The following is a 26,488-nucleotide window of genomic DNA, read 5'->3' as shown; positions in this document are numbered from 1 at the left end:
TTAAAGCATTTTATTTGTTTCGTTTATAAGCCGTATTGGTTTGTTATAAACGAGTTTTATTAGCAAAACTTCAATAAGAGAACTGTATTTCTTATTATTGCATTCGTACCACCAATAGGAAGAATATAGTTCGTTGTTTTTCTCCATTTTCGCAAAGCATATTTCTTCATTGTTTTTTTTAATGACTTTTGATTCTATCACTTTATATCCATTTCCGGTCCAGCAAATTAAAGGATTGTGTGCTGGAGTTTTAATATAAATGAGTTTGTTGGCAGCTACGATTTTAAAAACCTCTTTGTTTACCCAAATTCCTTTGCTTGCTTCATATGTTGGATTTAATCCGTCAAGTAATTTATAATCTTGTTCTTTTTTGATTTCTAAACTTGTTGCAAAAAGAATAACTGTTGCTATAATAAGTGGAAAAAATTTGAAATTTTCGGATTTTGAATCTGCAATTGTTTCTTTAGCAGGTTTAAAAAAACGAATTAAAAACAACATTGGAGCAATTTGATAAAACACAAAACAAATTAAGCCGATAGTGTGATGAAAAGCATTCTCTTCGGTGCAGTTAAAAAGAATCAAAGTTATAATTCTGAAATAATTTGAAATAATATTTAAGAGAATCAAGAAAAAAGAAAACAATAAAATTTGTTTGATATTGAAGTGTTTTTGTTGTTTTCGCTCTTCGAGAGTTAATAAAAAGGCTCCGGCAAGTAAACCGGTTTTAAACATTGATAAGCCCATGCAGGCTGTGTCTATTGTGATTTTTGCATTGTTGATATAAAAATTCACGCCTTCGATTTTATCAATATGAATGAAATTTTTTAAGGTTAAATAAACAGTATAACAAAGAGTTTGTTTGATTTCTACTGTCAGATAATCAAAAAAAGTATTGAAGAGTGAAGAGAATAGCAGAACACAAATAAAAGCAATAAACGAAAATTTTTGGGTAAAGCTATAATATACAAAACATACAAAAAGTGATAAAGCTAAAAAATGTATCGATTTGGTGTGTAAACGATAACTAATAAATTCTAGTAGAAAAATTAATCCCAATAGAGGGTAGTTCATATTAAATGAAGTTTTTCTACCTCCGATTAGAAATAATAGTATCGAAAATAAAATTCCAAAAAGATTGCTATTAATTCCATTTACTATAATAATATAGTTGATTGCTAAAAGGCAACCTAAAATAATTAGAGCAATCTTTTTAGAATGTTGAATGATGAAGTTATGCATTAAATCGTTTGTTTTGATTTTCGATAATAGAAAAAGAGAATTGTAGAACCAATGATAATTAATAACCATTCATGTGGTTCGGGTACTGCTCCGTCATTGTTGATTGAGGCATTTCCTAAAGTATTGACATTTTTCTCAATTTCATTATTTTTGTAATCTTCATCAGTTTCCAGAACAATCAATGATGAAATTGGCGTAACAATGTTAGCCTCTTTTGCCAATTCTACATATTGATTTTGTGCTAAAGTGTCATTTTGAATTTTGACGTGTTCTTCCAGAACTTTTCCAAAAGCGTACATTCTGTAAATATGATCAGGACCTTTGCTTTTAAGAGAGTCATTTTTTGAATTTTCTGAAATTGAAATATGAGCAGGTTCGATATTGACAGTGTTTTTCTCGGTTTTGTATAAAATAAATTGATTTTGCTCAATTAATTTTAGGCATTCTTTGGAACTGGTTTGAAAATAATCTACATATTTCTGTTCTTTTGCAGTTTGCCAGAACGGATTAATGTCTGATGAGATATTGAGCACTTTCAGATTTCGCTGCTTTGTTTCAGTTTTTATTTTTTTTAGATAATTAGAATCTTCAAGTTCTTCAAAATTGGCCGAAAATGTGCCACATTTTGTAATGATTAAACTATTTGGAGCGATTTTGTAAAGAGGTAATAAAGAATAATGTAAGTTTTCAAAATCCAATTCGATAGCCCTGAAATTTTCTTTATTAATTGCTTTCTTTTCGCCATTTATAAATACAAACAAGTTTTTTTTGTTCAGATTTACGAAAGATTCTATTTGTCTAATAGTCCAACTGCTGTTCAGGTCTAATATGATTTCGGATGGTGAAAAAGGGATAGTTGATTTCTGAATGTCCTTTACTTCATAAACTTTGTCTTTCCATGCAAATGAATTTAATTTTGTTTTTTTTGTTAGCGGCATGAAAGCTTCCCAATTATCTAATCCTTTTGATTGGTTGATATAGTAATGATTCGTAAGCTCAAAATCTTTGCTGGTTTCTATTTTTGTATTTCCGACAATTTGAATTCTTGAAATAGTTTCAGCATTCGAAATGTTTGGCCCTTTTATAGAAAGGCTTTGATATTTCATTTCATTGTCTTGGACTTGTAAAGGAGTCGTAAAGCCACATTTAAATGTTCTTGGAGTTTTAAGGTTAATTGGAAAAACTCGTACTACTACTTTGTTTCCTTCTTTCCATTGCATTATAGAGGGATCACGACTTTCTACTCCAACAATTTGTTTGTAGGCTTTTTGAGCTTTTTCTTTTGTTGTTAGAACCCCTTTTCGCTCAATGCCATTAACCCACAGCGAGAGAGAAGTTGCCACCGAGCCTTCAGGTAACTGAAAAGAGTAAATAGCTTCTTTGTCTTGCCAGGAATCTTCAGTACAGGCAATTTTCATCGTAATTTCGGTGTATGCTAAGCGTGCATCTGCATAAATTTTCACATCTTCTTTGATGCTTTTGGTAATTAAATCCTCCCCACTCCAAAGTTGCTCTTCGGTTTCTAATCGTTTATCAAAATTTGATTTCAAAATATTAATTCGATCGTCGTTATTCAAATCCAAATCTTGACAAAACAAATATGCAATAGAGATAAAAGGGTTGTGAATCTTTCTTTCATTGTATTGTTTGCTTCCAAAAGAGTTAAAGCTTCCAATTGAGAATATATCGTGAAGCGGAATGTAAACGATGTCTTTTTTTAGTAGAATTTCGTTAAAAAAGTTCGGCTTTAAATTTTGTGAAATAACGATGTGATTTGGTAAATCGCTGTTGTTATTAAAAGAGTTTAAAGTATTGACTTTCGCAATTTTACTGCTTTCAAGACTTAACCCAATTGTGAAAATAGCAAGTCCAATCAAAACGATAAAGAATCCTGCACTAAAAGAAAGTGAATAATTTCTGTTTCCGGATAAGTGTCTAATGATTGTTAAGCAGTGAATAATAAGAACTAATGCAGGAACCAAACCGTAGAAACCCATTCCTAAAGCTATTATTCCGATAAAAGAAATTGGCATTATAGGAATTAAATAGAGAACAAAGTACACTATGATTCCAAAGGATAAACCGTTTATGAAAAAGGGAACTGAAATGTTGTGATCTTCTTCTGAGCTTTTATAAATGAAGAAATTAGACAAACAAAAGACGAGTGTTGCCAGATAAACCCATATTGGTAAATCGTGAAAAACAGGAATAAAAGTATTTAAACAAAAGCATCCGATAAACCAGTTCAAGATCAAAAATGGAGTTAAATGAATGTATTCTTCCTTTTTTCTTAGAATTAGAAATGAAAGACCGGCTCCATAGATAAATTCAAAGATCAAACTTATTATTGCAATGGATTCGAAATTGTAAAAATCGAGTTTTTTGCAAAACAGTGCACTTATGAGTAAAAGAGTATTCAACGCAGTTACAGCCAAACTAATTTTGACTCCTTTTTTTTGAGAGTAAAGTTCTAGAATATCTAATTTGTATTTCATAGTTGTGTATATTTAAAAGTACTTTGAATTGCAAAGTTATTAGAAAATTTGAAATACAAGTTTTTTTTTATGTTTTTTTTGAGCTTGGTGAACTTTGATAGGAAAGTTGTAAAATGAGAAGAGAAAAGAGTAACTATAACGTTATAAATGCTAATTTAGAAAGGTTCTTTGGTAAAATAGAAGTAAAATCCGACTTCTCTTTTAACATTAAATTTCGACTTTGTTAAAGAAAAGATTTTAAAATATCAATAATTCATTTTTTTAATGCAAAACTGATATTTTGACAAAAACAAGCAGTCAAAATCGTTTTTTAGCAATAATAATTTTTGAAAAGGCGAGTTCTATTATATTATTTTTAATTATCGGCATTAATTCTTAAATTTGCGTACAAAAAAATAAAAATACCTAGAAAAGACTTCTATTATGAATATTTACAAGGATTACATTCAAGAAATTAAAGAAAGAAAAGAACAAGGGCTTAACCCAAAACCAATTGATGGAGCTGAATTATTAAGCGAAATCATTGAACAAATTAAAGATTTGAATAATGAGTACAGAGCTGATTCTCTTAACTTTTTTATTTATAATGTTGTACCTGGGACTACCAGTGCGGCAAATCTTAAAGCTAAATTTTTAAAGACAATTATTTTAGGTGAATCTGTAGTTGCTGAAATTACTCCTGCATTTGCTTTAGAATTATTATCGCACATGAAGGGTGGAACTTCGATAGAGGTTTTACTTGATTTGGCTCTAGGTGCTGATGCTTCTATTGCTAAAGAAGCTGCAGAGGTTCTAAAAACACAAGTTTATCTTTATGAAGCCGATACAGATCGTTTAGAAGCGGCATTCAAAAATGGTAACGGAATAGCTAAAGAAATTTTAGAGAGTTATGCTAAGGCTGAATTCTTTACTAAATTATCAGATATACCAGAAGAAATTAAAGTTGTTACTTATATTGCTGGTGAGGGAGATATCTCAACTGATTTACTTTCTCCAGGTAATCAGGCGCACTCAAGATCTGATCGTGAACTTCATGGTAAATGTTTAATTTCTGCAGAAGCACAAGTTGAAATTAAAGCATTAAGCGAAGCACATCCTGATAAAAGCGTTATGTTAATTGCTGAGAGAGGTACTATGGGTGTAGGATCTTCAAGAATGTCAGGAGTAAATAACGTGGCATTATGGACAGGTAAACAAGCAAGTCCATATGTTCCATTTATCAATATTGCCCCAATCATTGCAGGTACAAACGGTATTTCACCAATTTTCCTAACGACTGTAGGTGTTACTGGTGGAATTGGAATTGACCTTAAAAACTGGGTAAAAAAGTTAGACGCACAAGGTAATGTTGTATTTGATGAAGCAGGAGAGCCTGTTCTTGAAGAAGTGTACTCTGTTGCTACAGGAACTGTTTTTACAATTAACACAAAAACGAAAAAGCTTTATAACGGAGATAAGGAATTGATTGATATTTCTTCTTCTTTAACTCCTCAAAAAGTTGAATTTATAAAAGCTGGTGGATCGTATGCTATCGTATTCGGTAAAAAGCTTCAAACATTTGCTGCTAAAACTTTAAATATAGATATACCTCAGGTGTATGCTCCATCAAAAGAAATTTCTATCGATGGGCAAGGTCTTACTGCAGTAGAAAAAATATTCAATAAAAACGCTGTCGGAACTACTCCGGGTAAAGTCTTACACGCTGGTTCAGATGTACGTGTCGAGGTAAATATTGTAGGGTCTCAGGATACAACAGGACTTATGACATCTCAGGAGTTAGAGTCTATGGCTGCTACTGTGATTTCTCCAATTGTTGATGGTGCTTACCAATCTGGTTGTCATACAGCTTCAGTTTGGGACAATAAGTCTAAGGCAAACATTCCTAGATTAATGAAGTTTATGAACGACTTCGGTTTAATTACTGCTCGTGATCCTAAAAACGGATATCATGCAATGACTGATGTAATTCACAAAGTACTTAATGATATTACAGTAGACGATTGGGCAATTATCATTGGTGGTGACTCTCATACAAGAATGTCTAAAGGTGTTGCTTTTGGTGCAGACTCAGGAACAGTTGCTCTTGCACTTGCTACAGGTGAGGCTACTATGCCAATTCCGCAATCAGTGAAGGTAACATTTAAAGGAGAAATGAAGAATTACATGGATTTCCGTGATGTTGTTCATGCTACTCAAGCACAAATGCTTCATCAGTTTAAAGGAGAAAATGTATTCCAAGGAAGAGTAATTGAGGTACATATTGGTACGCTTACTGCTGATCAATCATTTACATTTACTGACTGGACTGCAGAGATGAAAGCAAAAGCTTCTATTTGTATTTCTGAAGATGATACTTTGATTGAGTCATTAGAAATTGCAAAGAGCAGAATCCAGATCATGATCGATAAAGGAATGGATAATGCAAAACAAGTTCTAAAAGGATTAATTGCTATCGCTGATAAGAGAATTGCAGAGATTAAATCTGGTGAGAAACCAGCATTGGCTCCAGACGCAGACGCTAAGTATTATGCTGAAGTAGTTGTTGATCTTGATGTGATTGCTGAACCAATGATTGCAGATCCAGATGTAAACAATATTGATGTTTCTAAAAGATATACTCACGATACAATTAGACCACTTTCTTTTTACGGTGGAGATAAAAAAGTAGATCTTGGATTTATTGGATCATGTATGGTTCATAAAGGAGATATGAAAATTTTAGCTCAAATGCTTAAAAACATAGATGAGCAAGAAGGTAAGGTAGTGTTCAAAGCTCCACTAGTTGTAGCTCCACCTACATACAATATTGTAGATGAACTTAAAAGCGAGGGAGACTGGGAAATTTTACAAAAATACTCAGGTTTTGAATTTGATGATAATGTGCCTAAAGCAGTAGCGCGTACATCATACGAAAAAATGTTGTATTTAGAGCGTCCAGGATGTAACCTATGTATGGGGAATCAGGAAAAAGCGGCTAAAGGAGATACCGTAATGGCTACTTCAACACGTCTTTTCCAAGGAAGAGTTGTTGAGGATACTGAAGGTAAAAAAGGAGAGTCTTTACTTTCGTCTACTCCGGTTGTAGTTTTATCTACAATATTAGGTAGAACTCCTACTATTGAAGAATACAAAGCTGCAGTAAAAGGAATCAACTTGACTAAGTTTGCTCCACCTCACAAACAGTTGGTTAGATAATTACAGATTTCGATCAAATATATTGAAAAGCCCGAGTTATAAACTCGGGCTTTTTCTTTTATAGCTCCTCTATTTTTTGTAACTTGTGATGTTCAAAAAAAACAAACAAACAAAAACAATTATAAAACTTATGGCTTTTGATATTGAAATGATAAAAAAAGTGTATGACAACATGCCAAGTCGTGTTGATAAAGCACGAGAAATTGTTGGTCGTCCACTTACCTTAACTGAGAAAATTTTATACAATCACCTATGGGATGGAAATCCGACAAAGGCGTTTGGAAGAGGAGTAGATTATGTTGATTTTGCGCCGGATCGTGTTGCCTGTCAAGATGCAACTGCGCAAATGGCATTGTTACAATTTATGCACGCCGGAAAATCAAAAGTGGCAGTTCCTACAACGGTTCATTGCGATCACTTGATTCAGGCAAAAGTAGATGCTGCGACCGATTTGGCCAGAGCAAAAACACAAAGTAATGAAGTTTTCGATTTCTTATCGTCAGTTTCAAATAAATACGGAATTGGTTTCTGGAAACCGGGAGCAGGAATTATTCACCAGGTAGTACTTGAAAATTACGCTTTCCCTGGAGGAATGATGATTGGTACCGATTCTCACACTGTAAACGCAGGAGGATTAGGAATGGTGGCTATTGGTGTTGGTGGAGCCGATGCTGTAGACGTTATGTCCGGTATGGCGTGGGAACTTAAATTTCCGAAATTAATTGGAGTTAAACTAACTGGTAAATTATCAGGATGGACAGCTCCTAAAGATGTTATTCTTAAAGTTGCCGGTATCTTGACTGTAAAAGGTGGTACAGGTGCAATTGTTGAATATTTTGGAGAAGGTGCAACTTCTATGTCATGTACAGGAAAAGGGACTATTTGTAACATGGGTGCCGAAATTGGAGCTACAACTTCAACTTTTGGATATGACGATTCTATGAGTCGTTACCTGCGTTCTACAAACAGAGCTGATGTTGCTGATGCTGCAGATAAAGTAGCTTCTTACTTAACAGGAGATCCTGAAGTGTATGCTAACCCTGAAAAATATTTCGATCAGGTTATCGAAATTAATTTAACGGAATTAGAGCCGCATCTAAACGGTCCTTTTACTCCGGATTTAGCTACTCCGATTTCTAAAATGAAAGAAGAAGCAATCAAAAATAACTGGCCTTTGCAAATTCAGGTTGGTTTAATAGGTTCATGTACAAACTCTTCTTATGAAGATATCGCCCGTGCAGCTTCTTTGGCTAGACAAGTAAGTGCTAAAAATCTAAAAACTAAATCTCAATTTACAATTACTCCAGGTTCTGAAGTAGTTCGTTATACAATCGAAAGAGATGGATTTATCGATACTTTCGAAAAAATTGGTGCTACTGTTTTTGCCAACGCTTGTGGACCATGTATTGGTATGTGGGATAGAGAAGGTGCCGAAAAGGAAGAACGAAATACAATCGTTCACTCTTTCAACCGTAACTTCTCAAAACGTGCAGATGGTAACCCAAATACGTTAGCTTTCGTAGGTTCTCCAGAATTGGTTACCGCTATGGCTATCGCAGGAGATTTAGGTTTCAATCCATTGACGGATACACTAATCAATGAAGATGGAGAAGAAGTTAGACTTGATGCACCAACAGGAGACGAATTGCCTCCAAAAGGATTTGATGTAAAAGATCCAGGATTTCAGGTTCCTGCTGAAGACGGTTCAGGAGTTCAGGTAGTAGTAAGTCCAACATCTGAACGTTTACAATTATTAGCCCCGTTTGAGCCTTGGGATGGTAAAAATATTACAGGTGCTAAATTGTTGATCAAAGCATTCGGAAAATGTACAACAGATCATATTTCTATGGCAGGACCATGGTTGCGTTTCCGCGGACACTTAGATAATATTTCTAACAATATGTTGATTGGTGCCGTAAATGCATTCAACCAAAAAACAAACTCAGTTAAAAATCAATTAACAGGTACTTACGATGCGGTTCCTGCCGTAGCTCGTGCATATAAAGCAGCAGGAGTTCCATCAATTGTTGTGGGAGATCACAATTATGGTGAAGGATCTTCTCGTGAGCATGCTGCAATGGAGCCACGTTTCTTAGGTGTGAAAGCGGTGTTAGTGAAATCTTTTGCTCGTATCCATGAAACAAACCTTAAAAAACAAGGTCTTTTAGGATTAACATTCGCTAACGAAGCTGATTATGATAAAATTCAAGAGGACGATACAATTAATTTTACTGATTTAACTGAGTTCGCTCCAGGAAAACCATTAACGTTAGAATTCGTTCATGCAAATGGTACAAAAGATATCATTCTGGCAAATCATACTTACAACGCAGGTCAGATTGGCTGGTTCGTTGCAGGTTCAGCATTAAACTTAATTGCTGCCGGAAAAGCTTAATCTTTAAGATTCAATTATAACTAAGAACGCTCTGTCAAAACAGAGCGTTTTTTATTAGAAGCTATTTTAATTTACTTTGGCTAGATTTATTTCTTTATTCAGAGTTTTAATTCGGGTAGGTTTAGTGTCTTTAAATTCGGCAATAGCAATGCTAAAAATATTTGATGAAGGTGTTTTAGAATATTTGCTTTCAGTGCGTCCTCCTAAAATATAAAGTTTGTCATCGTCAAAATACATTGACGCATACTTTATGGCTAACTCAGTTTCATATTCTTTAAGCTGTTTTGTTTTTAGATCATAAGTATATAGTAATCGATCTTCATATATATAAATCATATTTTCATGATAGGCTATGGCAGGTTTTTCTAGTCCGTAAAATAATTCGCCTTCCGTTTGCCATTTTTGAGTGTTTAAATCAAAAGTTTCTATTTTAGCTACCGGTTTTCCATTATCTCCACCAATGAGATAGATTTTGTCCTCTACCACAATTCCCGAAGTTTCTTTTGCTGTTGGCATATTATCGAGTTCATACCAATACCCAGAAGTAATGTTGTATAAGTGTACCTTGTTGGTAAAATCCTTTATACCACTTTCAGTAGATTTTACGGAACCTCCCATTACAATAATATTATCCTTGTAGGTAAAAGAAGCAAAATCAGATGCTTGATGCGGATTAGTGTAATCAATTTTAATGGTTTTGTTATTAAGATCAAGAACTTCGTTTTGGTTTTGCAAGTATTCCCAACTGCTTTTTTTATTTTGCATAACCCCTTTTCCGCCTAAAACATAAATCGAATTATTGTAGTAATGAATATTGTGATGGGCTCTTTTTTTTAATTTTGATTCCAGTTTAGGATATTCCCACGTGTCTGTTTTAATGTCGTAAATAGAGAAATCTCGTCTGTAATACGAAAGAGTATAAGTATCTTGATAAGATTCCAAGTAGTTCATTAATGTAAAATCTGCTCTTGTTGATCGCATTTGTTCCAGTCGATCGACCTCATATGAAGCATCGCCACCAATAATATAAATTTTGCCATCTTTCAAGAAAGACCCAAATGAGAATAGATCACGTTTTATTGGCGTTAACTTGTTGTATGGGATTTTTAAATTCAGTTTGTGATTGCTCGTAATAATTACATCTGATAAATTTTGAACTTCCTCTTCAAGGAAAATCTTATAGTTTTGTTTTGCTAAATAACTTAAGGTAAAGTGTGCAGTAATATAGCCAATGTGCGAAAATTCTAGTATTTCGTGGTTCTTAAATTTTGTAAGGAGTTTCAAAGAGAATTGACCATCTTGATTAGTTATGGTTCCTACTTTGCTTGATAGCGCAAATACATTGGTGTTTTCAATTGGAAGATTATTTTTCTGTGAAACTATAGTGCCATTTATATTCTGAGCAATTGATAATAAAGGGTAAACGACGAAAAGTAAAAGTAATTTTTTCACACTATTTTCGGTTTAAAGTTGGTTTTTGGCTAGAAAAAACACTCTCTTTTGTAAGGGGCGTAATTTCAGTTAGTTGGCTCAATTTCTATGCCGAATTTGTTAATTTGAACCAAATTAGTTGTTAAAAAACGTGCTTTTTTTACTTTAAAAAGTTAAATTCGCTTATTCAGTAATAAAGTTGGGTTTTTTGAGTTTAAAATTAGAGAATAAATTCAAAAAGGAATAATAAAGTATTAAAATGTAATAGATAATGGTTTTTAGGCTAATAATAGTTTTGTTTTTTTTTAGTGTAGGCGTCTTTTCTCAAGAAAAGTTTACAAAACATAAAATCTCAAATGGGGAAAATCTTTCTATTATTGCAAAAAAATACGGAGTTAAAATAAAAGATATTACAGAGGCAAATCCTAATGCTCCTAAGGTTTTAAAATTAAATTCGGTTTTATTAATTCCGAATAATAATATAAAAAAAACTGAAAAGAAATCTGAAACGGCCGCAAGTTCAAGTAAAATTGTAGCTGTAAGTTCAGGTCAGCATGAAGTAGCTGAAAAAGAAAATCTGTGGGTAATTTCAAAAAAATACAATGTCTCTGTTGATGATTTAAAAAAGGCAAATCCGTCACTAGAAAATGAAGATTTGAAAATTGGACAGAAGCTTAATATTCCGACTAATGCAATTGTATCAACTGAAAAGACAACAAAAAATCAGAATACTGCGAAGCCTGAAATAATTCCTTCAACAGATGTTGAGGTTGTTGTTGAAGTAAAACCTAAAGAAACAAAATATCTTATCGCAAAAAAATATGGAATTACAGTGGCAGAATTAGAGCGACAAAATCCATCTATTAAGAAAAAGTTGCCGGTTGGTTATGTTTTAAAAATTAGAACTTCTAAAGAAAAAGCAAATCAGGAAATAAACGATACCGCTATTGCATCTCAATTTCAAATTAACGAGAAAACAGATGAAGCTCCAGAAATCATTGCCAAAACAGATGATTTAAAAAGCGCAAATGAATCTTCTAAAAAGGTTGATGTAGTTGTTGAGGTACAGCCAAAAGAAACGAAATATGCAATTGCAAAAAGATATGGATTGACAGTTGCAGAGCTAGAAAGACAAAATCCATTTATTAAAGGGAAATTGCCAGTTGGTTATCTTCTAAAAATTAATACTTCAAAAGAAAAGGCTGATGCAGCTACTGCTTCAATAACAACTCCGCAAATTAGTGAAGGTTTATCTCAGCAGACTCAAATTGCTGATAATTCAGAAATAAAAAAAGATACTACTACAGTATTTAGAGTAAGCAATCATTCTGATTTAGTGAATCAATTAATTGTAAACGCAACAGAAAATATTGGAACTCGTTATCGGTCTGGCGGAACCTCAAAAGCCGGTTTTGATTGCTCAGGGTTAATGATTTGTACTTTTAGCAACTTTGATATAAAATTACCAAGAAGCTCGATTGAGCAATCTCGAATAGGTATGAAAGTCGGTACAGATGAAGCTAAAAAAGGTGATCTAATCTTTTTTAAAACAAATGGAAGACGCCAAATCAATCATGTTGGAATGGTAGTCGAAGTTGTTGATGGAGAAATTAAATTTGTTCATTCTTCAACGCACGGAGGAGTAATGATTTCTTCAACCAAAGAACCTTACTATCAAAGAGCTTTTTCGCAAGTAAATCGTGTTTTAGAATAATCTATTAATTGCTGGTTAAGATTATTTGTAAATTCTTCGATAGGAAAGGGCTTGTTTAAGAAGCCTTTTATGTAATTATTGCCATTAATCAGATCAATTTCATGCGGATCCAAAGTCGAGGAGAGAATATAAATTTGAGTTTCCCTTTTTAAGTCATTATTTAGTTTATCGTACTCATCCAAAAATTCAAATCCATTCATTATCGGCATTTGAATATCTAACAAGATAATTAGGGATTGCAGGCTTTTATTTTCATTAATCCACTGAAGTCCTTCCTTTCCATTATTTGCAATTGCAATCTGATCAATCTTCAGTACCTTTTTAAATAATTGTTTGATAATAAGTTGATCAATCAAATTATCTTCAATTAGCAAAATCGTTTCTTTAAATTCCATATGAGTTCGGTATTGTTACTATAAACTTACTGCCAATCGTTTTTTCTGAAACTACAGAAATGTTTCCTTTAATATTCTCGACAGCTTCTTTTACAATATATAAGCCTAACCCCGAACCTTTATTTTTGTTAGTTCCAAAATACATTTCAAAAATAGAATCTTTAAATTCTTCATTAATTCCAATTCCATTATCGGCAACTTCTATTTTATGGCAGTCATTATCGACATAAGTTTTGATCGAGATAAACATTTCCTGTTTGCTGTTGTCTGCATATTTTATAGCATTAGAGATTAGATTACCAATAATTATTCTGAGTCGCAATCCGTCACTCTGAATTTCATCAATCAATAACTCTTGCTTAAATGTTATTTTGTTGGCATTTTCGATATGCATTAATTGTGAGATCGCTTCGTCAAATAATTCTCGCAGACTAACAGGTTCTATAACGATTTGTTTTCTTTTGTTTTTAGAATAATCAATAATATCATTTATAAATTGATCTTGCTTTGCAAGACTTTGATGCATTAGTTGCAAATAATATTTAATTTGATTTACATCATCTTCGAGCTGCGTAATTTCGATTAAGCCTTTTAATGAAGTTATAGGAGATCTCAAATCGTGTGATGCGCTATAAACAAAACGATCTAGTTCACGATTGACAATTATTAAATCTTCATTTTTAACTTCAATTTCTTTTTTAGAAATAAGCAAACGCTTTACCATTATAGAATAATAGGAGCAGACACTTAGAATAATAATTAAAATAAAAATGATATTGGTTATAATTAATAAATTCTTGATTTTTCGCGTTCCTTCGCCTAAGGTGTTTGAGAAATTACGCTCATTAATGGTCAGTTGATCACTAATCTGACTAATCTTAGTTAGAAATTTTTGCTGATCCATTGCTGTTAAAGAATTACGCTGAATTTTTGCATTAATTTGTGTGCCAATGATAAATAATTCATTGATTAAATTATCGCCTTGTTCCCATTCGTGAATTGCTTTTGCCAGGAATGAGACATTTTTAAAATTCACAAATAACCAAACTAGATCATCCAAATCGTCTTTATGATTGCGGCCTGTAGTAAAGCCTAATCGGGCTACTTCATTATCGCCAACTTTTAAAAGTGTTTTACGGGCAATACCATCACCTTGAGGAACTTTTAGCTCTTGTATATAATGTTGCCACTGAATGGGTTCTTTAGTATAGAGATATGTAATAAGGTGACGAGAAGCATCTTTCTGTCCTTTCGAGTAATGTGATTCGCCATTTACATATGCTCTATTGGCAGACAGTATTTTTATGGTGAAAAAATTGATACAAATTAATAATGCACAGGAAATAAATACAATTAACAACAGAACAAAAACATTGGGCAGACGAAAATTTTTAAAAAATAATCTTTTAGGCATAATTTCGGATTTGTAGGTTAATAATTTAATGCGATGCCTTTTAAAGATTGCTGCTTTGTGAGTCATTTTACAATAACAATTGTTTGGGGCAATTGTAATGTGTATTGTCGAAAAAACTAAACAATTGTTAATGAATTGTTTCGGATTTTTATGACTGATTGGCTATTATTCCAAATTTAATAAAAATTATAATATAGTTCTGTAAATAATATATTTTTTCTTGTTAAATAATATTAACAATTAAATCATCTGTTAGTCAGGTAATTGATAGTTGTTTTACTGGAAAAATTAATTTTGAGAAATCAATTTTGTGAATTAAAAAGAAAAAAAAGGAATTTTAGGGATATTTTTTTGTTTAAAGTAATGTGTTGAAGTAAAGGATGTTTTTATTTGGTGATTTTATCAAAAGCCTCTTTTTTCATAACACTTAGTTCGTCTGTTTTGCAATTCCATATTGAGACATATTCCTTTGACATTACGTAATTAAACTGATTATAGGGTTTTAGTTGAGGTTGTATTAAGATCTAAGTTAATGTTTCAAATATAAAAAGTAAAAGTATTGTGCTAATACGGAAAGACGTATAGAGACTAAAATGTAGTTTACATAATGAAAAATTAAAGAACTTCTTTTAGTTTTAAAAGATTTTCTAACGCTTCTATTCCGTTTTCTTCAGATTTTCTAAAAAGCATTTTTATAACCAAATACCGAATAGTAAATGCTACAACAGCAAACATAATAGCCTCTTTGATTTTTTGATCAGGTGCTTTATTTGGAGTAATAAAGATCACGGCAAGCAAACCGACAAACCACAACGCAAAAAGCCATTTAAAAGTCATATGAAATTTTTTGGTTATCGTAATTTGTGTAGGGATTGATTCCTCTATTTTACCTTCAAAAACACAAAACATAGCAGTTTTTGGATAGGAAGAAATAATTTTAAATCTATAAGTTTCAATTTCACCAATAAACATTTTGTTCGTTTTGTGTGCTGTACTGCTTAGCGTTCCTTCTAAAGTGTTTTCTTTTAAATGTTGTACTATTTCAGAAGAAGTATATTCTGATTCAAATATCGAGGTTTCGTTTGGGAAAAGATTGAGAGCCATTTTAGTTTTTTTAAATCAGATTCGAAGATATAGAATTATTGTTTTAATTAAAAAAAGCTATAACTTTTCGAGAGTCGTAATTTCAATTCCTCTTATCTGAATTTGCAATTGCATAATTTAGAATTTCAAATCTTAGGATTTAAGAAAAAAGTATATCTTTAGCCAACCCAAAAAACCAAAACCATGCAAGAAAACGACCAGGAAAATTTTAAAAGAGAACTCGGATTACTAGACGGAACCATGCTTGTAGTAGGTTCTATGATTGGATCCGGGATATTTATAGTGAGCGCCGATATCGCCAGACAAGTAGGTTCTGCCGGTTGGCTAACACTAATTTGGTTAATCTCAGGATTGATCACTATAATAGCCGCAGTAAGTTATGGCGAGCTGAGCGCAATGTTTCCAAAAGCCGGTGGACAATACGTTTATCTAAAAGAAGCCTATAATAAATTAATCGCCTTTTTGTACGGCTGGAGCTTTTTCGCGGTAATTCAAACCGGAACAATTGCCGCTGTTGGTGTCGCTTTCTCAAAATTTGCTGCTTATCTGTATGAACCGTTAAGTGACGAAAATGTACTTTGGGAACTGGGTTCTTTTAAACTCAATGCAGCGCAAATTGTATCGATTTTGACAATTATTTTACTAACTTATATTAATAGCCGTGGAGTAAAAGACGGGAAAATTTTACAGACTATTTTAACGATTATCAAAATTTTGTCCTTAGTAGGGTTAATTGTTTTTGGTTTTACACTGGCAGCAAAAGCTTCGGTTTGGGATGCTAACTGGGCTGATGCCTGGACAACACGTTCTTATATTAAAGATACTGGATCATGGTTACCAATTAGCGGAACTGCTCTAATTTCAGGAATATCGGCAGCAATGGTTGGATCATTATTTTCAAGTGATGCCTGGAACGGTGTAACGTTTATAGCCGGAGAGATTAAAAACCCAAAACGTAATGTTGGTTTCAGTTTATTTTTAGGAACTTTTATTGTAACGATTATTTATGTTTTGACCAATTTGATGTATTTGGCCGTAATTCCGTTTGAAGAAATTGCAACAGCAAAATCTGATAGAGTAGCAGTGGTGGCTTCGCAATATATCTTTGGAAATATCGGAACCTTGATTATCGCGATTATGATCATGATTTCGACTTTTGCCTGCAACAACGGATTAATTATGGCGGGTGCTAGAGTATATTATACGATGGCAAAAGATGGTTTATTCTTTAAAAAAGCTGCAGTTTTAAATAAATCAAGTGTTCCTGCGTGGGCACTTTGGGCGCAATGTATTTGGGCTTCGGCTTTGTGTTTGACAGGGAAGTACGGAGATTTATTAGATTTCGTAATCATCATAGTTTTGATTTTTTATATTTTAACGATTTACGGAATTTTCATTTTACGCAAAAAAATGCCAGATGTAGAAAGACCTTATAAAGCTTTCGGTTATCCATTTTTACCAATGTTATACATCGTTATTGCGACAGCAATTTGTGTTTCATTATTGTGGACTAAATTCTCAACTTGCGGGTGGGGAGTATTAATTATGCTAACAGGAATTCCTATATATTACTTGACAAAACCAAAGGAGTCTTAAAAAAATAAGAGATTCTGAGTTGATAAAATTGTTATAAATAAAAAAATGCCTTGTCTATACAAGGCATTTTTTTATGATCTATTTTTAAGTCTCGAAAGCCTTGAATAGAAAAGAATAAGTGTTATTTGAATTTAGTTAGTAAGATCATTATTGATTCGTTCTTCTGTAGGTCTTAGGAAAACTAGATATACAATAATAAGTACACCGAATAATACAAAATCTGATTTTAAGAATAATATTAGAAAAGCTGCGCCTTCAAGAATCGCCCAGCGTGTTATTGAAGCAGTTTGATAAATAGGGAACTTATCTTCGGTTTTTAGTTTAGGATCTATTTGTTTTAACTGTGATCGGAATAAAAAGGTACTTAAAACGAAAGCTAAAACAGGTATAGACAAATATATAGCTGATGATGAATTAATAGAAGGAATGGTTTTCAATTTTTCAATTGAAAGTTCTCCTACAAAGAAATAGACAAGAATTGTTCCTGCACAAACAGCAAGATGGATGATTTGAAGGGTTTTGATTTTTTCGTTCATGATTTAGGTTTTTTGGTAGTGCAATATAAAATTTATTATATTAGAAATGTAAAACTTTGGATCTTCACGATTTTAGAAGTAAAAAAAAGACACTACCTCATTTGCAGAAGCAGTGTCTTTTTACTTAAAATAATCCGGAAAACTTTGTAGTGTTACACCATTTCAGTTTCAACAGGGGATTCTATAGTTGAATTAATAATAGATAATGTAAGCGGATCAGTTTCTCCTGAGAAAAAAGCATCTAATATTTCGTGAAATACAGGATTCGTGTTTTCTACCAAAGAGAAAAGAGTCATTGAAGAACGCAATTTTCGTGCATCTAAATCACCCAGAATTCCATCTGCTGATTTTCTTTTAAAAGTCAAAAACAGCTCTGAAATTTCAATAAGATGTTTTCCTAAAATAGGGTGTTGTAAAAATTCGGTTGCTTCTTTAAGGTTGTTAATGGCATAATAATTTGCAGTATCGCTCTTACCCAATCCTTTAATCTGTGGGAAAATGAACCACATCCAGTGTGTTTCTTTTTTTCCTTTTTTGATTTCAGAAAGAGCCGTAAGATAAAGTTTGTTTTGCGCATCTAAGAAACGCAATAAATCATTGTTTGAATAAGCCATTGTGGTATTGTATATGTAAAAAAAGGTTGCAAAAGTACTAAAAAAGATAAGGTCTGCCTAATAAAAGGTTCATACACTGAGTATTTTAACTTTTAGAGGAGGAATTTTCCTCTTCGTTTCGAAGTCTGAAAAAACTCATTTAGAGTGATTTACAAATCATTCGCTTCGGTTAGTTCGTCTAAAGGTTAAATTGATTCGGGGCAATACATTTCGAGCTGTTTTGGGTACCTGATGTTGCCAAAAACTATTGGTTGTTCCTGCCATTAATAAAAAAGATCCGTGATGTAGCGGAATCTCCACCTGCGGAATCTCTTTTCTAAATTTATGCCGAAGTCTGAACATTCGGGTTTCCCCAAAAGTCACTGAAGCAATAATAGGGTTTGGTCCTGAATGGTGTTCTTTATCACTATGCCAGGCAACGCCATCATTTCCGTCACGATATAAATTGAGCAACAGACTATTAAAATCAAGCTGCGTTTCTCTTTCAACTCGGCCTCTAATAGTTAATAATTCATAAGTCCAGTCGGGCCCATTTTGATCTGCTCCGGTATTATCTTTGTCTTCATACCAGGAAATCATTCGGGGAGCCGTAACAACTTTATCATACATTTCCATTTCGTATTCTCTCCATTTAGTTTGATGAAGTAATTTTTCATAAAAACGATCAGATTCTTCTTTGGTAAAGAAGTTATCGATCAGAATAAGTTCTGCATCAGGGAGGTCAAATATTTTTTTTCCTTTTAAACCTGTGGCAAATAATTCGGTATCGCTAAATAGTGTCATAAGTCTATACTTTAAATTTAGAGCTCTATTTTAAAAATTAGATTAGTTTCATATCCCTTATTTTAGCAAGTTCTTATTGAAAAAAACTTTTCTGGGATTTTTTTCTGCAAAAGCAAAAATCAGTTGCGCCATATATTGGTTGCTTTTATATGGGGTAACATAGTCTTTTACTTCTGTAGGATCTGTAATGAGAACATCTGACGGAATATAACCCATACCATAAAAATGACCATTCTCAATCCAAATGCAGCTGCGTTCATCTCTCGATCTTCCTTTGTCTATAATGGCAAAACTTGGTCGGTTGGTTAATAAAAAATCTATGGCATTATCGATTTGAATATTATGTTCACTAACATCGGGTAAAACGGGAACAACATTGCTCTGAAATATTTCTCCCACTTCAGGCTTAGTGTATTTGCAAAATCGATGATCAATTTTAAATTGTTCTGCCAGGCTTCGCAATAAAGTTATAGCAGCATGCTGACTATTAAATTCATGAATACAAGTCTGAAATTTATTCATTTTGCCAATTACCAGATATTTGTAATCGTTGCGCGCTTCGTATTGATAAAGCCCAAATTTTGGTTCAAATCGTTTTAGTGCTCTGTTGTAAGTTGGCCAGAGTTTTTTAATTTCAGTACATTCTAATAGCAGTGCCATTAATTCGGTAGCACAAACTTCAAAGGAAATTTCGTAAATATCACGCAGAAAATTTTGCCTTTGCGAATTGATTTTATGACCGCTAAAATGAGAAGCTACACGTTTTTTTAAATTGATAGCCTTTCCCACATAAATTACCTTTTTTACCTCATTATAAAAATAATAAATACCGGGTTTTTCGGGTAATTTATTAAAATCTTCTGGAGGTAAATTAGGAGGTAAACGCTGATCTTGTGCTGTATTCTTGATCATTTTTGCAATATGGCCTTCGTCGTCCCATTCGAGTAATCTGGAAAATAATATAGCAGTAGCGTCTGCATCTCCGCCGGCACGATGTCTGTTTTCTAAAGATATGTCTAATGAATCGCAAAGATTTCCTAAACTATACGATCCTAAACCCGGTTTGATTTTTCTTGCTGCACGAACGGTACAAAGTTTTCTTGCTGTCCATTTAAAACCCGCTTGCTCGAGTTGATGACGAACAAATGAATAATCGAAGTTGACATTATGAGCGACAAAAATACGATCAGTAAGCATTTCTAAAACTTTCTCTGAAATAGCATCAAAAATGGGTGCATGACGAACCATTTCATTATCAATTCCTGTTAGAGCAAAAATCGAAATTGGTATTTCTTTTTCGGGATTAACAAGCGTTTCATATCGTTCGATTACGTTTTTACCATCATGAATGATAATGGCAATTTCTGTAATGCGGCTGCCACTGGCGTTACCACCTGTGGTTTCGATATCTACTATGGCATATTCTTGCTTTTTCATCTCATTTTATATAACTTAAAATTTATTCTTATTCGGGTCAAATCTTCGAATTATGTGTTTTGAAATTTCATACGGTGTCTGGGTAAATTAATTTCATGTCCTTGCGGATAAGGTTCTCGATGTGTAGGACTAACATCCTCTTTAATTTGGCGTTGTGTTTTAAATTGATCTTTAGCATCCATATAACGGGGATCTGGAATAAAAGGCATTTTGGCCATTTTAAAAATTGTAATAGTCGGAAAATGATAATCAACTTCGACATTTCCTAACAAAAGATAACAGCCTCCACCCTGAAAAGGATATTGCGCCAAACTATCAGGAAAATGTGCAGTATCAAAATAAGAACCTTCATGATCAATCCAGGTTCCAAAATACATTGTTCCTTTTTTAGTCGGAACTTGTTTTCTGGAAATTAAATACGCCAGCATCCGAACTTGTTTTTTATGATGAATCACTAAATCTTTGGCCATAATATCACCGCGATATTGGGTCTGAAGCAAATCAAAAACGGTACAAGAAACAGGAAAACTCAATAACTCAATTTCATCAAAGGCATCTTCAAAAAGAGAACGTTCTAAAGAGGGTAATTTGTATTCTTTTACAGGTTCCTGCATCAGCATCAAACCCTTATTTTCTGGTTTAAAATTGTTTAAGAGCAAACTGGCGATAACCAAAAGTTGGTTTTTGGTTTTTCCTGTAAAATGAAAAGCTCCAATAAAAATCAGGATTTTCATGCTTTCAATTCCAATTGGAATACGATTGATGAAATCTTCTAAAGAAATAAAATCACCATTTTTCTCCCGATCCGATTCGATTAAATGAGCAGTTTTTGATTCTAAACTCTGCAGATGCATAAAACCAAGGTAAATGTCGGTGCCATACAAAGTGGTTTGATATTCGCTTTTATTTACGCACGGATTATGAATCGTTCCGCCAGACATACGTGCTTCATGTACATAAACTTCGGTTCTGTAAAATCCGCCCTGATTGTTGATTACCGCAGTCATAAATTCTACAGGATAATAAACCTTTAAGTATAAACTCTGATAACTTTCTACTGCATAAGAAGCCGAGTGTGCTTTGCAAAAAGAATATCCTGCAAAAGATTCAATCTGGCGATAAATTTCCTGACTCAACGTTTCCGGATGTCCTTTTTGAGCGCAGCAGGCAAAGAAATTGTCTTTTACTTTTTGTAAAGCCTCTTTAGAACGTCCTTTTCCTGACATAGCGCGACGCAGAATATCGCCATCTGCTGCAGGAAGACCTCCGTAATGCAGTGCAATTTTAATAACATCTTCCTGATACACCATAATGCCATAGGTTTCGCCAAGCTGCTCTTTAAAAACATCATGAAAATATTCGAATTGATTTGGGTAATTGTGTCGGAAAATATATTCTTTCATCATTCCGGACTGCGCGACACCGGGACGAATAATAGACGAAGCTGCTACGAGGATTTTATAATTATCACAATTCAATCGGCGTAATAACCCGCGCATAGCAGGACTTTCGATATAAAAACAGCCAATAGTTCGGCCTTGAGCCAAATAAATATTGCACAAAGCTTCATCTTTAGAAATCGAAGTATTCCTAATATCAACTTTAATTCCTCTGTTTTTCTCAATCAGTTTTACGCTATCATCAATATGGCCAATACCGCGCTGGCTCAGAATATCGAATTTTTCGAAACCAATCTCTTCGGCAATATGCATGTCAAAAAGTACAATTGGAAAACCTTTTGGAGGCATTTCCAGAGGTGTATAATTGGTAATTGGTTCTTCAGAAATGATAATTCCGCAAGAATGCATACTACGCTGATTGGGGTATTTTTCGAGCATCATACCGTAATATTGTACCAATTTTACGATAGAATTGGTTTCATGTAATGCCATCGGATTTTTAGCCAGCATATCAAGTTCCTCTTTAGGAAGACCAAACACTTTTCCTACTTCCCTAAAGATGGATCGGTATTTAAATTCGACATTGGTTCCGCAAAAAGCAACATGTTCTCTACCGTATTTTTCGAAAATATACTTTAGGATAATATCGCGTTCTTTCCAGCTCCAATCGATATCAAAATCGGGTGGACTTTTGCGATTCAGATTCAAAAAACGTTCAAAATACAAATCCAATTCTATCGGACAGATATCTGTAATTCCAAGACAATAAGCAATAATGCTGTTGGCACCGCTGCCACGGCCGATATGCATAAAACCTTGACTATTACTATACTGGATAATGTCCCAGGTAATTAAAAAATAACCGCTGAATTCTAATTCGTCAATTACTTTAAGTTCTTTTTCGATACGTGCTTTTGCCAGTTTATGATTTTCGCCGTAACGCCACAATAATCCTTCTTGTGCTAACTCAGTTAGTTTTTTAATATCATTTTGACGATTTTCAGTATAAAATTTCTTGTTTTTAGGAGGGGCAAAATCATATTGAAAATTACAAGAATCAATTATATATTGTGTGTTGGCAATAATTTCAGGATAGTTTTCATAATAAGGTAAAAGCGATTCTAAGGGCATCATTTTCTCGGAAATATTAGAATAATCAGCTTCTGTTAGTTTTGATAAAATGATGTTAGTATCAATCGCACGTAAAATCTTGTGTAAATTGAATTCTTTTTTATTTCTGAAGGTTACCGATTGCAGGATAACCATTTTGGAGATTTTGCTTTTATGCTCTGAAGTAAAAAGCCTGGAAACTTCATCAGGGCGAATTCCGATAAATTCATTCTCACGAAGAAATTCCGGAGCATCTTTTAAAGTATAAATAATAAAGACAGATTTGAATTCAGGGGCAATCACTGGCAAAGATTCTCCATTAAAATTATGTTCCGTCAAAAAACGATTCATTTCTCCAAGTCCGCTGGTATTTTTGGCCAAGCCGATATAACGCAATTGATGATTCCAACGAAATTCCATACCTACAAGAGGTTTGATTTCTTTAGTTTCGCATCTTTTTATAAAATCGTAAATTCCGGTAACGGTATTAATGTCTGTAAGGGCCATTGCTTTTACACCACAAGAAACTGCCTCGTCGATAAGATCATCAAGAGGAATCGTGCCGTAACGCAGAGAGTGAAAAGAATGGCAGTTGAGATACATGATTTTATTTTATACGTTTTAAAATTTCATCTTTAGTATTAGGTTTAATATGCGCTCCGGCGCAACGCATTACGGCATCAAAACCATAGCGTTTTTTCATTCGGTCCATCGCATCATATAGAGATAACATTTCCTGAGTATCTTCAAAAAGATCAATTTGATACGTACCACGAACCAATCCGCTAAAGCGAATGCCAATTAAGCGTAATCGCATACGACGCTGGTAGACTTTATCGAAAAGTTCCATTACGTTTTTGGTCAGAATATGATCTGCTGAGGTATAAGCGATTTTACATTGTTTGGTTTCAGTATCAAAATTGGCATAGCGTATTTTAACGGTAATCGTTGAGGTTATCCATTGCTCAGATCGAAGCTGAAAAGCTAGTTTTTCGACCATTCCGATAAGTACTCTTTTGAGTTTTTCAATGTCAATAGTATCCTGAGAAAACGTATTCTCGGTAGAAATTGATTTTCTTTCCGTATAAGGTTCAACAGGAGTGTTGTCAATTCCGTTGGCTTTTTTCCAAATATCCAAACCATTTTTGCCAATCATACGTTGCAGTACTTCGGCAGGCATTTCAGATAAAGTTTGGATGGTTCGAATACCAATTCGGGATAAAAGTTGAAAAGTCACTGTTCCGACCATAGGAATTTTTTGAATTGATAACGGATTCAAAAAGGCTTGTACATCATTTTCTGAAATTTCTAAATTTCCTTTTGGTTTACCTTCGCCAGTAGCAATTTTAGAAACCGTTTTATTGATGGATAACGAAAAACTAATAGGAAGCCCTGTTTCTTTAATTACAGATTGTGCCAGTTCATTGGTCCATTTATAACTGCCATGAAATTTATCCATTCCGGTAATATCAAGATAGAATTCGTCGATACTGGCTTTTTCCATAATCGGTGCTTTTTCCTGAATAACCTGCGTAACATCATGCGATAATTGCGAATATAATTCCATATCGCCTTTGATAATTTTCGCCTGCGGACAAAGTTTCATTGCCATATGAATAGGCATTGCAGAACGTACACCAAAATAGCGTGCTTCATACGAACAAGAAGCCACAACGCCGCGATCGCCACCACCAATAATCAACGGAATACCGTTTAATTCTGAGTTAGTTAGCCTTTCACAGGATACAAAAAAAGTATCTAAATCCATGTGTACAATTGCCCTTGCCATTTTCTTGTTTTTGTATGGAACAAAATTAGTACAGATTAGAACATTTTTTTGTATATTTGCTGTTCCAAATTATAACAAATTAATTATGTCCTTATTTTCAGATAACATCAGAGCATTGAGGGTTAAGCATAAAATATCTCAGGAGAAATTAGCTGAAAACCTTAGAATTACCCGAGGAAGATACGTTAAATATGAGGACGGAACCTCTGAGGCGCCGTACGATATCTTAAAGCAAATTGCTTTATATTTTCACATGAGTATCGATTTATTATTGTCTGTCGATATACGAAAGATAAATATTGAGAACTTGATAAAACTGGAAGGCAACCGACTGATTTTACCCATACAAGTAGATAGTTTTGGAGAGAATTATATTGAAATTGTATCTCAAAAAGCAAAAGCAGGATATTTAAACGGATATGCCGATCCGGAATATATTGAAAGCTTACAACAAGTTTCACTTCCGTTTTTGGGACCGGGAAAACACCGCGGATTCCCTGTAGAAGGCGATTCGATGCCGCCACACGAAGATGGATCTATTATTATTGGTCGTTATGTAGAAAGGCTGGGAGAGGTGATGGATGGTAAAACGTATATCCTGATTACAAAAAATGAAGGAATGGTGTATAAACGTCTCAACAAAAACAAAAAGAATGCTTTGGTTTTAGAATCAGATAATCGCTTTTATCCGAATTATGAAGTGAAAGCCTCTGATATTTTAGAAATCTGGGAATACGAATGCAGTATTGGCCGAAGCGATAAACGACACGAAATAACAGAATCGCAAAGTATGAAAGATTTGCTTTTGGAAGTGAAAAGAGAAGTTATGGAGATTAAGAATAATACTTCGAATACATAAAAAGTTTTTTGCCACAGATTTCACAGATTAAAAGGATTTTTGTTTGCCACGAATTACACAAATTTGCACGAATTATTTTGATTATATTTTGAATGGAATTTGTGTAATTCGTGGCAAAAAAACTTGGCAAAGCCATTCAAAAAAAAATCTTTTTAATCTGTGAAATCTGTGGCAGATAAAAAACTAAAAAACCTTCACAAAACCCAACCCATATTGATGACCATTATAAAAAGGCATTACCATAGAAGTTGAATTAGTTTCAGACGATGATTTGAATAATTTTTTTGTGATATATGGATTCATCCAATAAGCTAGTTTTGTACTCAAAATACCAATTCCGGCTCCGGCGGCAACATCTGTTAACCAATGACGGTTATTGTAAATTCTAAACAATCCGGTTCCGGTTGCTACAGCATAACCCGCAATTCCATACCAAATCGATTTGTCTTTGTATTCCTGCCATAAAAATTCGGCTCCCATAAAAGCGGTTGCAGTATGACCAGAAGGAAAAGAGTTATTATTACTTCCGTCAGGGCGTTCTTCTTTTACAAGTGATTTTAAGCCCAAAACAGTTGTAGCCATAATAGCGTACGAAGTCACAAGTATTACTGAACGATCCCGCATGTTATTTTTACCTTTTACGCCAAAAGCGTTCAATGCATATACAGATGCCGCGGGCGCGTACTGTGAGAAATCATCAATCGTGATTTTGTTATCAATATCTTCGGTAACCTCATTTTTGATTTGCGAATTAAAACTCAGCAATTGATCACTTTCCAGACCAATAACGCCATAACCAATTAATACACCTGGAATAATTAGTTGCTTATAATTGAATTTTAAGTTATGTGAAGTACTGTCAATTTTGGTTATCGAATCATTTTGTTGCGCATTCGCATTCAAAAAACCGAATAAAAATACAAGGAAAATCGCTTTGTAAAACATCTTTCGTTATTGTTATAAGTTGCAATAATAACGAATG

18 protein-coding genes are annotated in these 26,488 nt (G+C 33.6%); 5 read left to right on the top strand and 13 right to left on the bottom strand.

What is annotated here, in order from left to right; translation table 11 throughout:
- Complete coding sequence (gene xrtN / locus ACHRVZ_RS19150) at positions 1 to 1,239, bottom strand: exosortase N (RefSeq protein WP_395424492.1); 1,239 nt, start codon at positions 1,237 to 1,239, stop codon at positions 1 to 3.
- Complete coding sequence (locus tag ACHRVZ_RS19145; RefSeq protein WP_395424491.1) at positions 1,239 to 3,734, bottom strand: XrtN system VIT domain-containing protein; 2,496 nt, start codon at positions 3,732 to 3,734, stop codon at positions 1,239 to 1,241. The genes xrtN and ACHRVZ_RS19145 overlap by 1 nt, the downstream gene beginning before the upstream one ends.
- A gap of 423 nt (positions 3,735 to 4,157) precedes the next feature.
- Between ACHRVZ_RS19145 and ACHRVZ_RS19140 the strand changes: the two genes are divergently transcribed.
- Both ACHRVZ_RS19140 and ACHRVZ_RS19135 read left to right on the top strand, forming a co-directional pair.
- Positions 4,158 to 6,929 carry a bifunctional aconitate hydratase 2/2-methylisocitrate dehydratase gene (locus ACHRVZ_RS19140; protein ID WP_395424490.1) on the top strand — a complete coding sequence of 924 codons (2,772 nt, stop codon included), beginning with the start codon at positions 4,158 to 4,160 and terminating at the stop codon, positions 6,927 to 6,929.
- A 130-nt stretch (positions 6,930 to 7,059) separates the two neighbouring features.
- Positions 7,060 to 9,324, top strand: a complete 2,265-nt coding sequence (locus ACHRVZ_RS19135) for an aconitate hydratase (protein ID WP_395424489.1) — start codon at positions 7,060 to 7,062, stop codon at positions 9,322 to 9,324.
- Positions 9,325 to 9,390: 66 nt separating this feature from the next.
- Here ACHRVZ_RS19135 and ACHRVZ_RS19130 read toward each other — a convergent pair whose 3' ends face one another.
- The gene (locus tag ACHRVZ_RS19130; RefSeq protein ID WP_395424488.1) at positions 9,391 to 10,776 is read right to left on the bottom strand and encodes a carboxypeptidase-like regulatory domain-containing protein; all 1,386 of its coding nucleotides are present in this window, start codon (positions 10,774 to 10,776) and stop codon (positions 9,391 to 9,393) included.
- Positions 10,777 to 11,026: 250 nt separating this feature from the next.
- Between ACHRVZ_RS19130 and ACHRVZ_RS19125 the strand changes: the two genes are divergently transcribed.
- The gene (locus tag ACHRVZ_RS19125; protein ID WP_395424487.1) at positions 11,027 to 12,469 is read left to right on the top strand and encodes a LysM peptidoglycan-binding domain-containing protein; all 1,443 of its coding nucleotides are present in this window, start codon (positions 11,027 to 11,029) and stop codon (positions 12,467 to 12,469) included.
- Here ACHRVZ_RS19125 and ACHRVZ_RS19120 read toward each other — a convergent pair.
- The 3 genes from ACHRVZ_RS19120 to ACHRVZ_RS19110 form a co-directional block, all read right to left on the bottom strand.
- Entirely contained in the window at positions 12,430 to 12,864 is a 435-nt protein-coding gene (locus tag ACHRVZ_RS19120) for a response regulator (protein ID WP_395424486.1), read from the bottom strand. The genes ACHRVZ_RS19125 and ACHRVZ_RS19120 overlap by 40 nt on opposite strands.
- Positions 12,854 to 14,278 carry a sensor histidine kinase gene (locus tag ACHRVZ_RS19115; protein WP_395424485.1) on the bottom strand — a complete coding sequence of 475 codons (1,425 nt, stop codon included), beginning with the start codon at positions 14,276 to 14,278 and terminating at the stop codon, positions 12,854 to 12,856. Before ACHRVZ_RS19115 ends, ACHRVZ_RS19120 begins: the two co-directional genes overlap by 11 nt.
- A 615-nt stretch (positions 14,279 to 14,893) precedes the next feature.
- A complete protein-coding gene (locus ACHRVZ_RS19110) occupies positions 14,894 to 15,382 on the bottom strand; it encodes a hypothetical protein (RefSeq protein WP_395424484.1) in 489 nt (162 codons plus the stop codon).
- Between the two features lie 183 nt (positions 15,383 to 15,565).
- Between ACHRVZ_RS19110 and ACHRVZ_RS19105 the strand changes: the two genes are divergently transcribed.
- Positions 15,566 to 16,978 (top strand): APC family permease, encoded by a 1,413-nt coding sequence (locus ACHRVZ_RS19105; protein WP_395424483.1) that lies wholly within the window; start codon positions 15,566 to 15,568, stop codon positions 16,976 to 16,978.
- A gap of 131 nt (positions 16,979 to 17,109) precedes the next feature.
- Here the strand turns inward: ACHRVZ_RS19105 and ACHRVZ_RS19100 are convergent, their stop codons facing one another.
- From ACHRVZ_RS19100 to dinB, 6 genes are all read right to left on the bottom strand, one after another.
- A complete protein-coding gene (locus ACHRVZ_RS19100; protein WP_395424481.1) occupies positions 17,110 to 17,514 on the bottom strand; it encodes an MFS transporter in 405 nt (134 codons plus the stop codon).
- Positions 17,515 to 17,666: 152 nt separating this feature from the next.
- Positions 17,667 to 18,128, bottom strand: coding sequence for a DUF1810 domain-containing protein (locus ACHRVZ_RS19095; protein ID WP_395424479.1), 462 nt, complete (start codon positions 18,126 to 18,128; stop codon positions 17,667 to 17,669).
- Positions 18,129 to 18,284: 156 nt separating this feature from the next.
- Positions 18,285 to 18,911 carry an alpha-ketoglutarate-dependent dioxygenase AlkB family protein gene (locus ACHRVZ_RS19090; protein ID WP_395424478.1) on the bottom strand — a complete coding sequence of 209 codons (627 nt, stop codon included), beginning with the start codon at positions 18,909 to 18,911 and terminating at the stop codon, positions 18,285 to 18,287.
- 57 nt (positions 18,912 to 18,968) lie between these two features.
- Positions 18,969 to 20,348, bottom strand: coding sequence for an exonuclease domain-containing protein (locus ACHRVZ_RS19085; RefSeq protein WP_395424476.1), 1,380 nt, complete (start codon positions 20,346 to 20,348; stop codon positions 18,969 to 18,971).
- 50 nt (positions 20,349 to 20,398) lie between these two features.
- Positions 20,399 to 23,461 carry a DNA polymerase III subunit alpha gene (locus ACHRVZ_RS19080; protein WP_395424474.1) on the bottom strand — a complete coding sequence of 1,021 codons (3,063 nt, stop codon included), beginning with the start codon at positions 23,459 to 23,461 and terminating at the stop codon, positions 20,399 to 20,401.
- Positions 23,462 to 23,465: 4 nt separating this feature from the next.
- Complete coding sequence (gene dinB, locus ACHRVZ_RS19075) at positions 23,466 to 24,647, bottom strand: DNA polymerase IV (protein WP_395424473.1); 1,182 nt, start codon at positions 24,645 to 24,647, stop codon at positions 23,466 to 23,468.
- A gap of 85 nt (positions 24,648 to 24,732) precedes the next feature.
- Between dinB and ACHRVZ_RS19070 the strand changes: the two genes are divergently transcribed.
- Positions 24,733 to 25,506, top strand: a complete 774-nt coding sequence (locus ACHRVZ_RS19070; protein WP_395424859.1) for an XRE family transcriptional regulator — start codon at positions 24,733 to 24,735, stop codon at positions 25,504 to 25,506.
- A 183-nt stretch (positions 25,507 to 25,689) separates the two neighbouring features.
- Here the strand turns inward: ACHRVZ_RS19070 and ACHRVZ_RS19065 are convergent, their stop codons facing one another.
- On the bottom strand, positions 25,690 to 26,451 hold the full coding sequence (locus ACHRVZ_RS19065) for a phosphatase PAP2 family protein (RefSeq protein ID WP_395424472.1): 762 nt from the start codon (positions 26,449 to 26,451) through the stop codon (positions 25,690 to 25,692).
- Positions 26,452 to 26,488: the final 37 nt, after the last annotated feature.

It is taken from the genome of Flavobacterium sp. FlaQc-57, from assembly GCF_044007395.1.
Taxonomy (GTDB): Bacteria; Bacteroidota; Bacteroidia; order Flavobacteriales; family Flavobacteriaceae; genus Flavobacterium.
The sequence above is the reverse complement of the archived record's forward strand: the minus strand, read 5'-3'. Positions and strand labels throughout refer to the sequence as shown.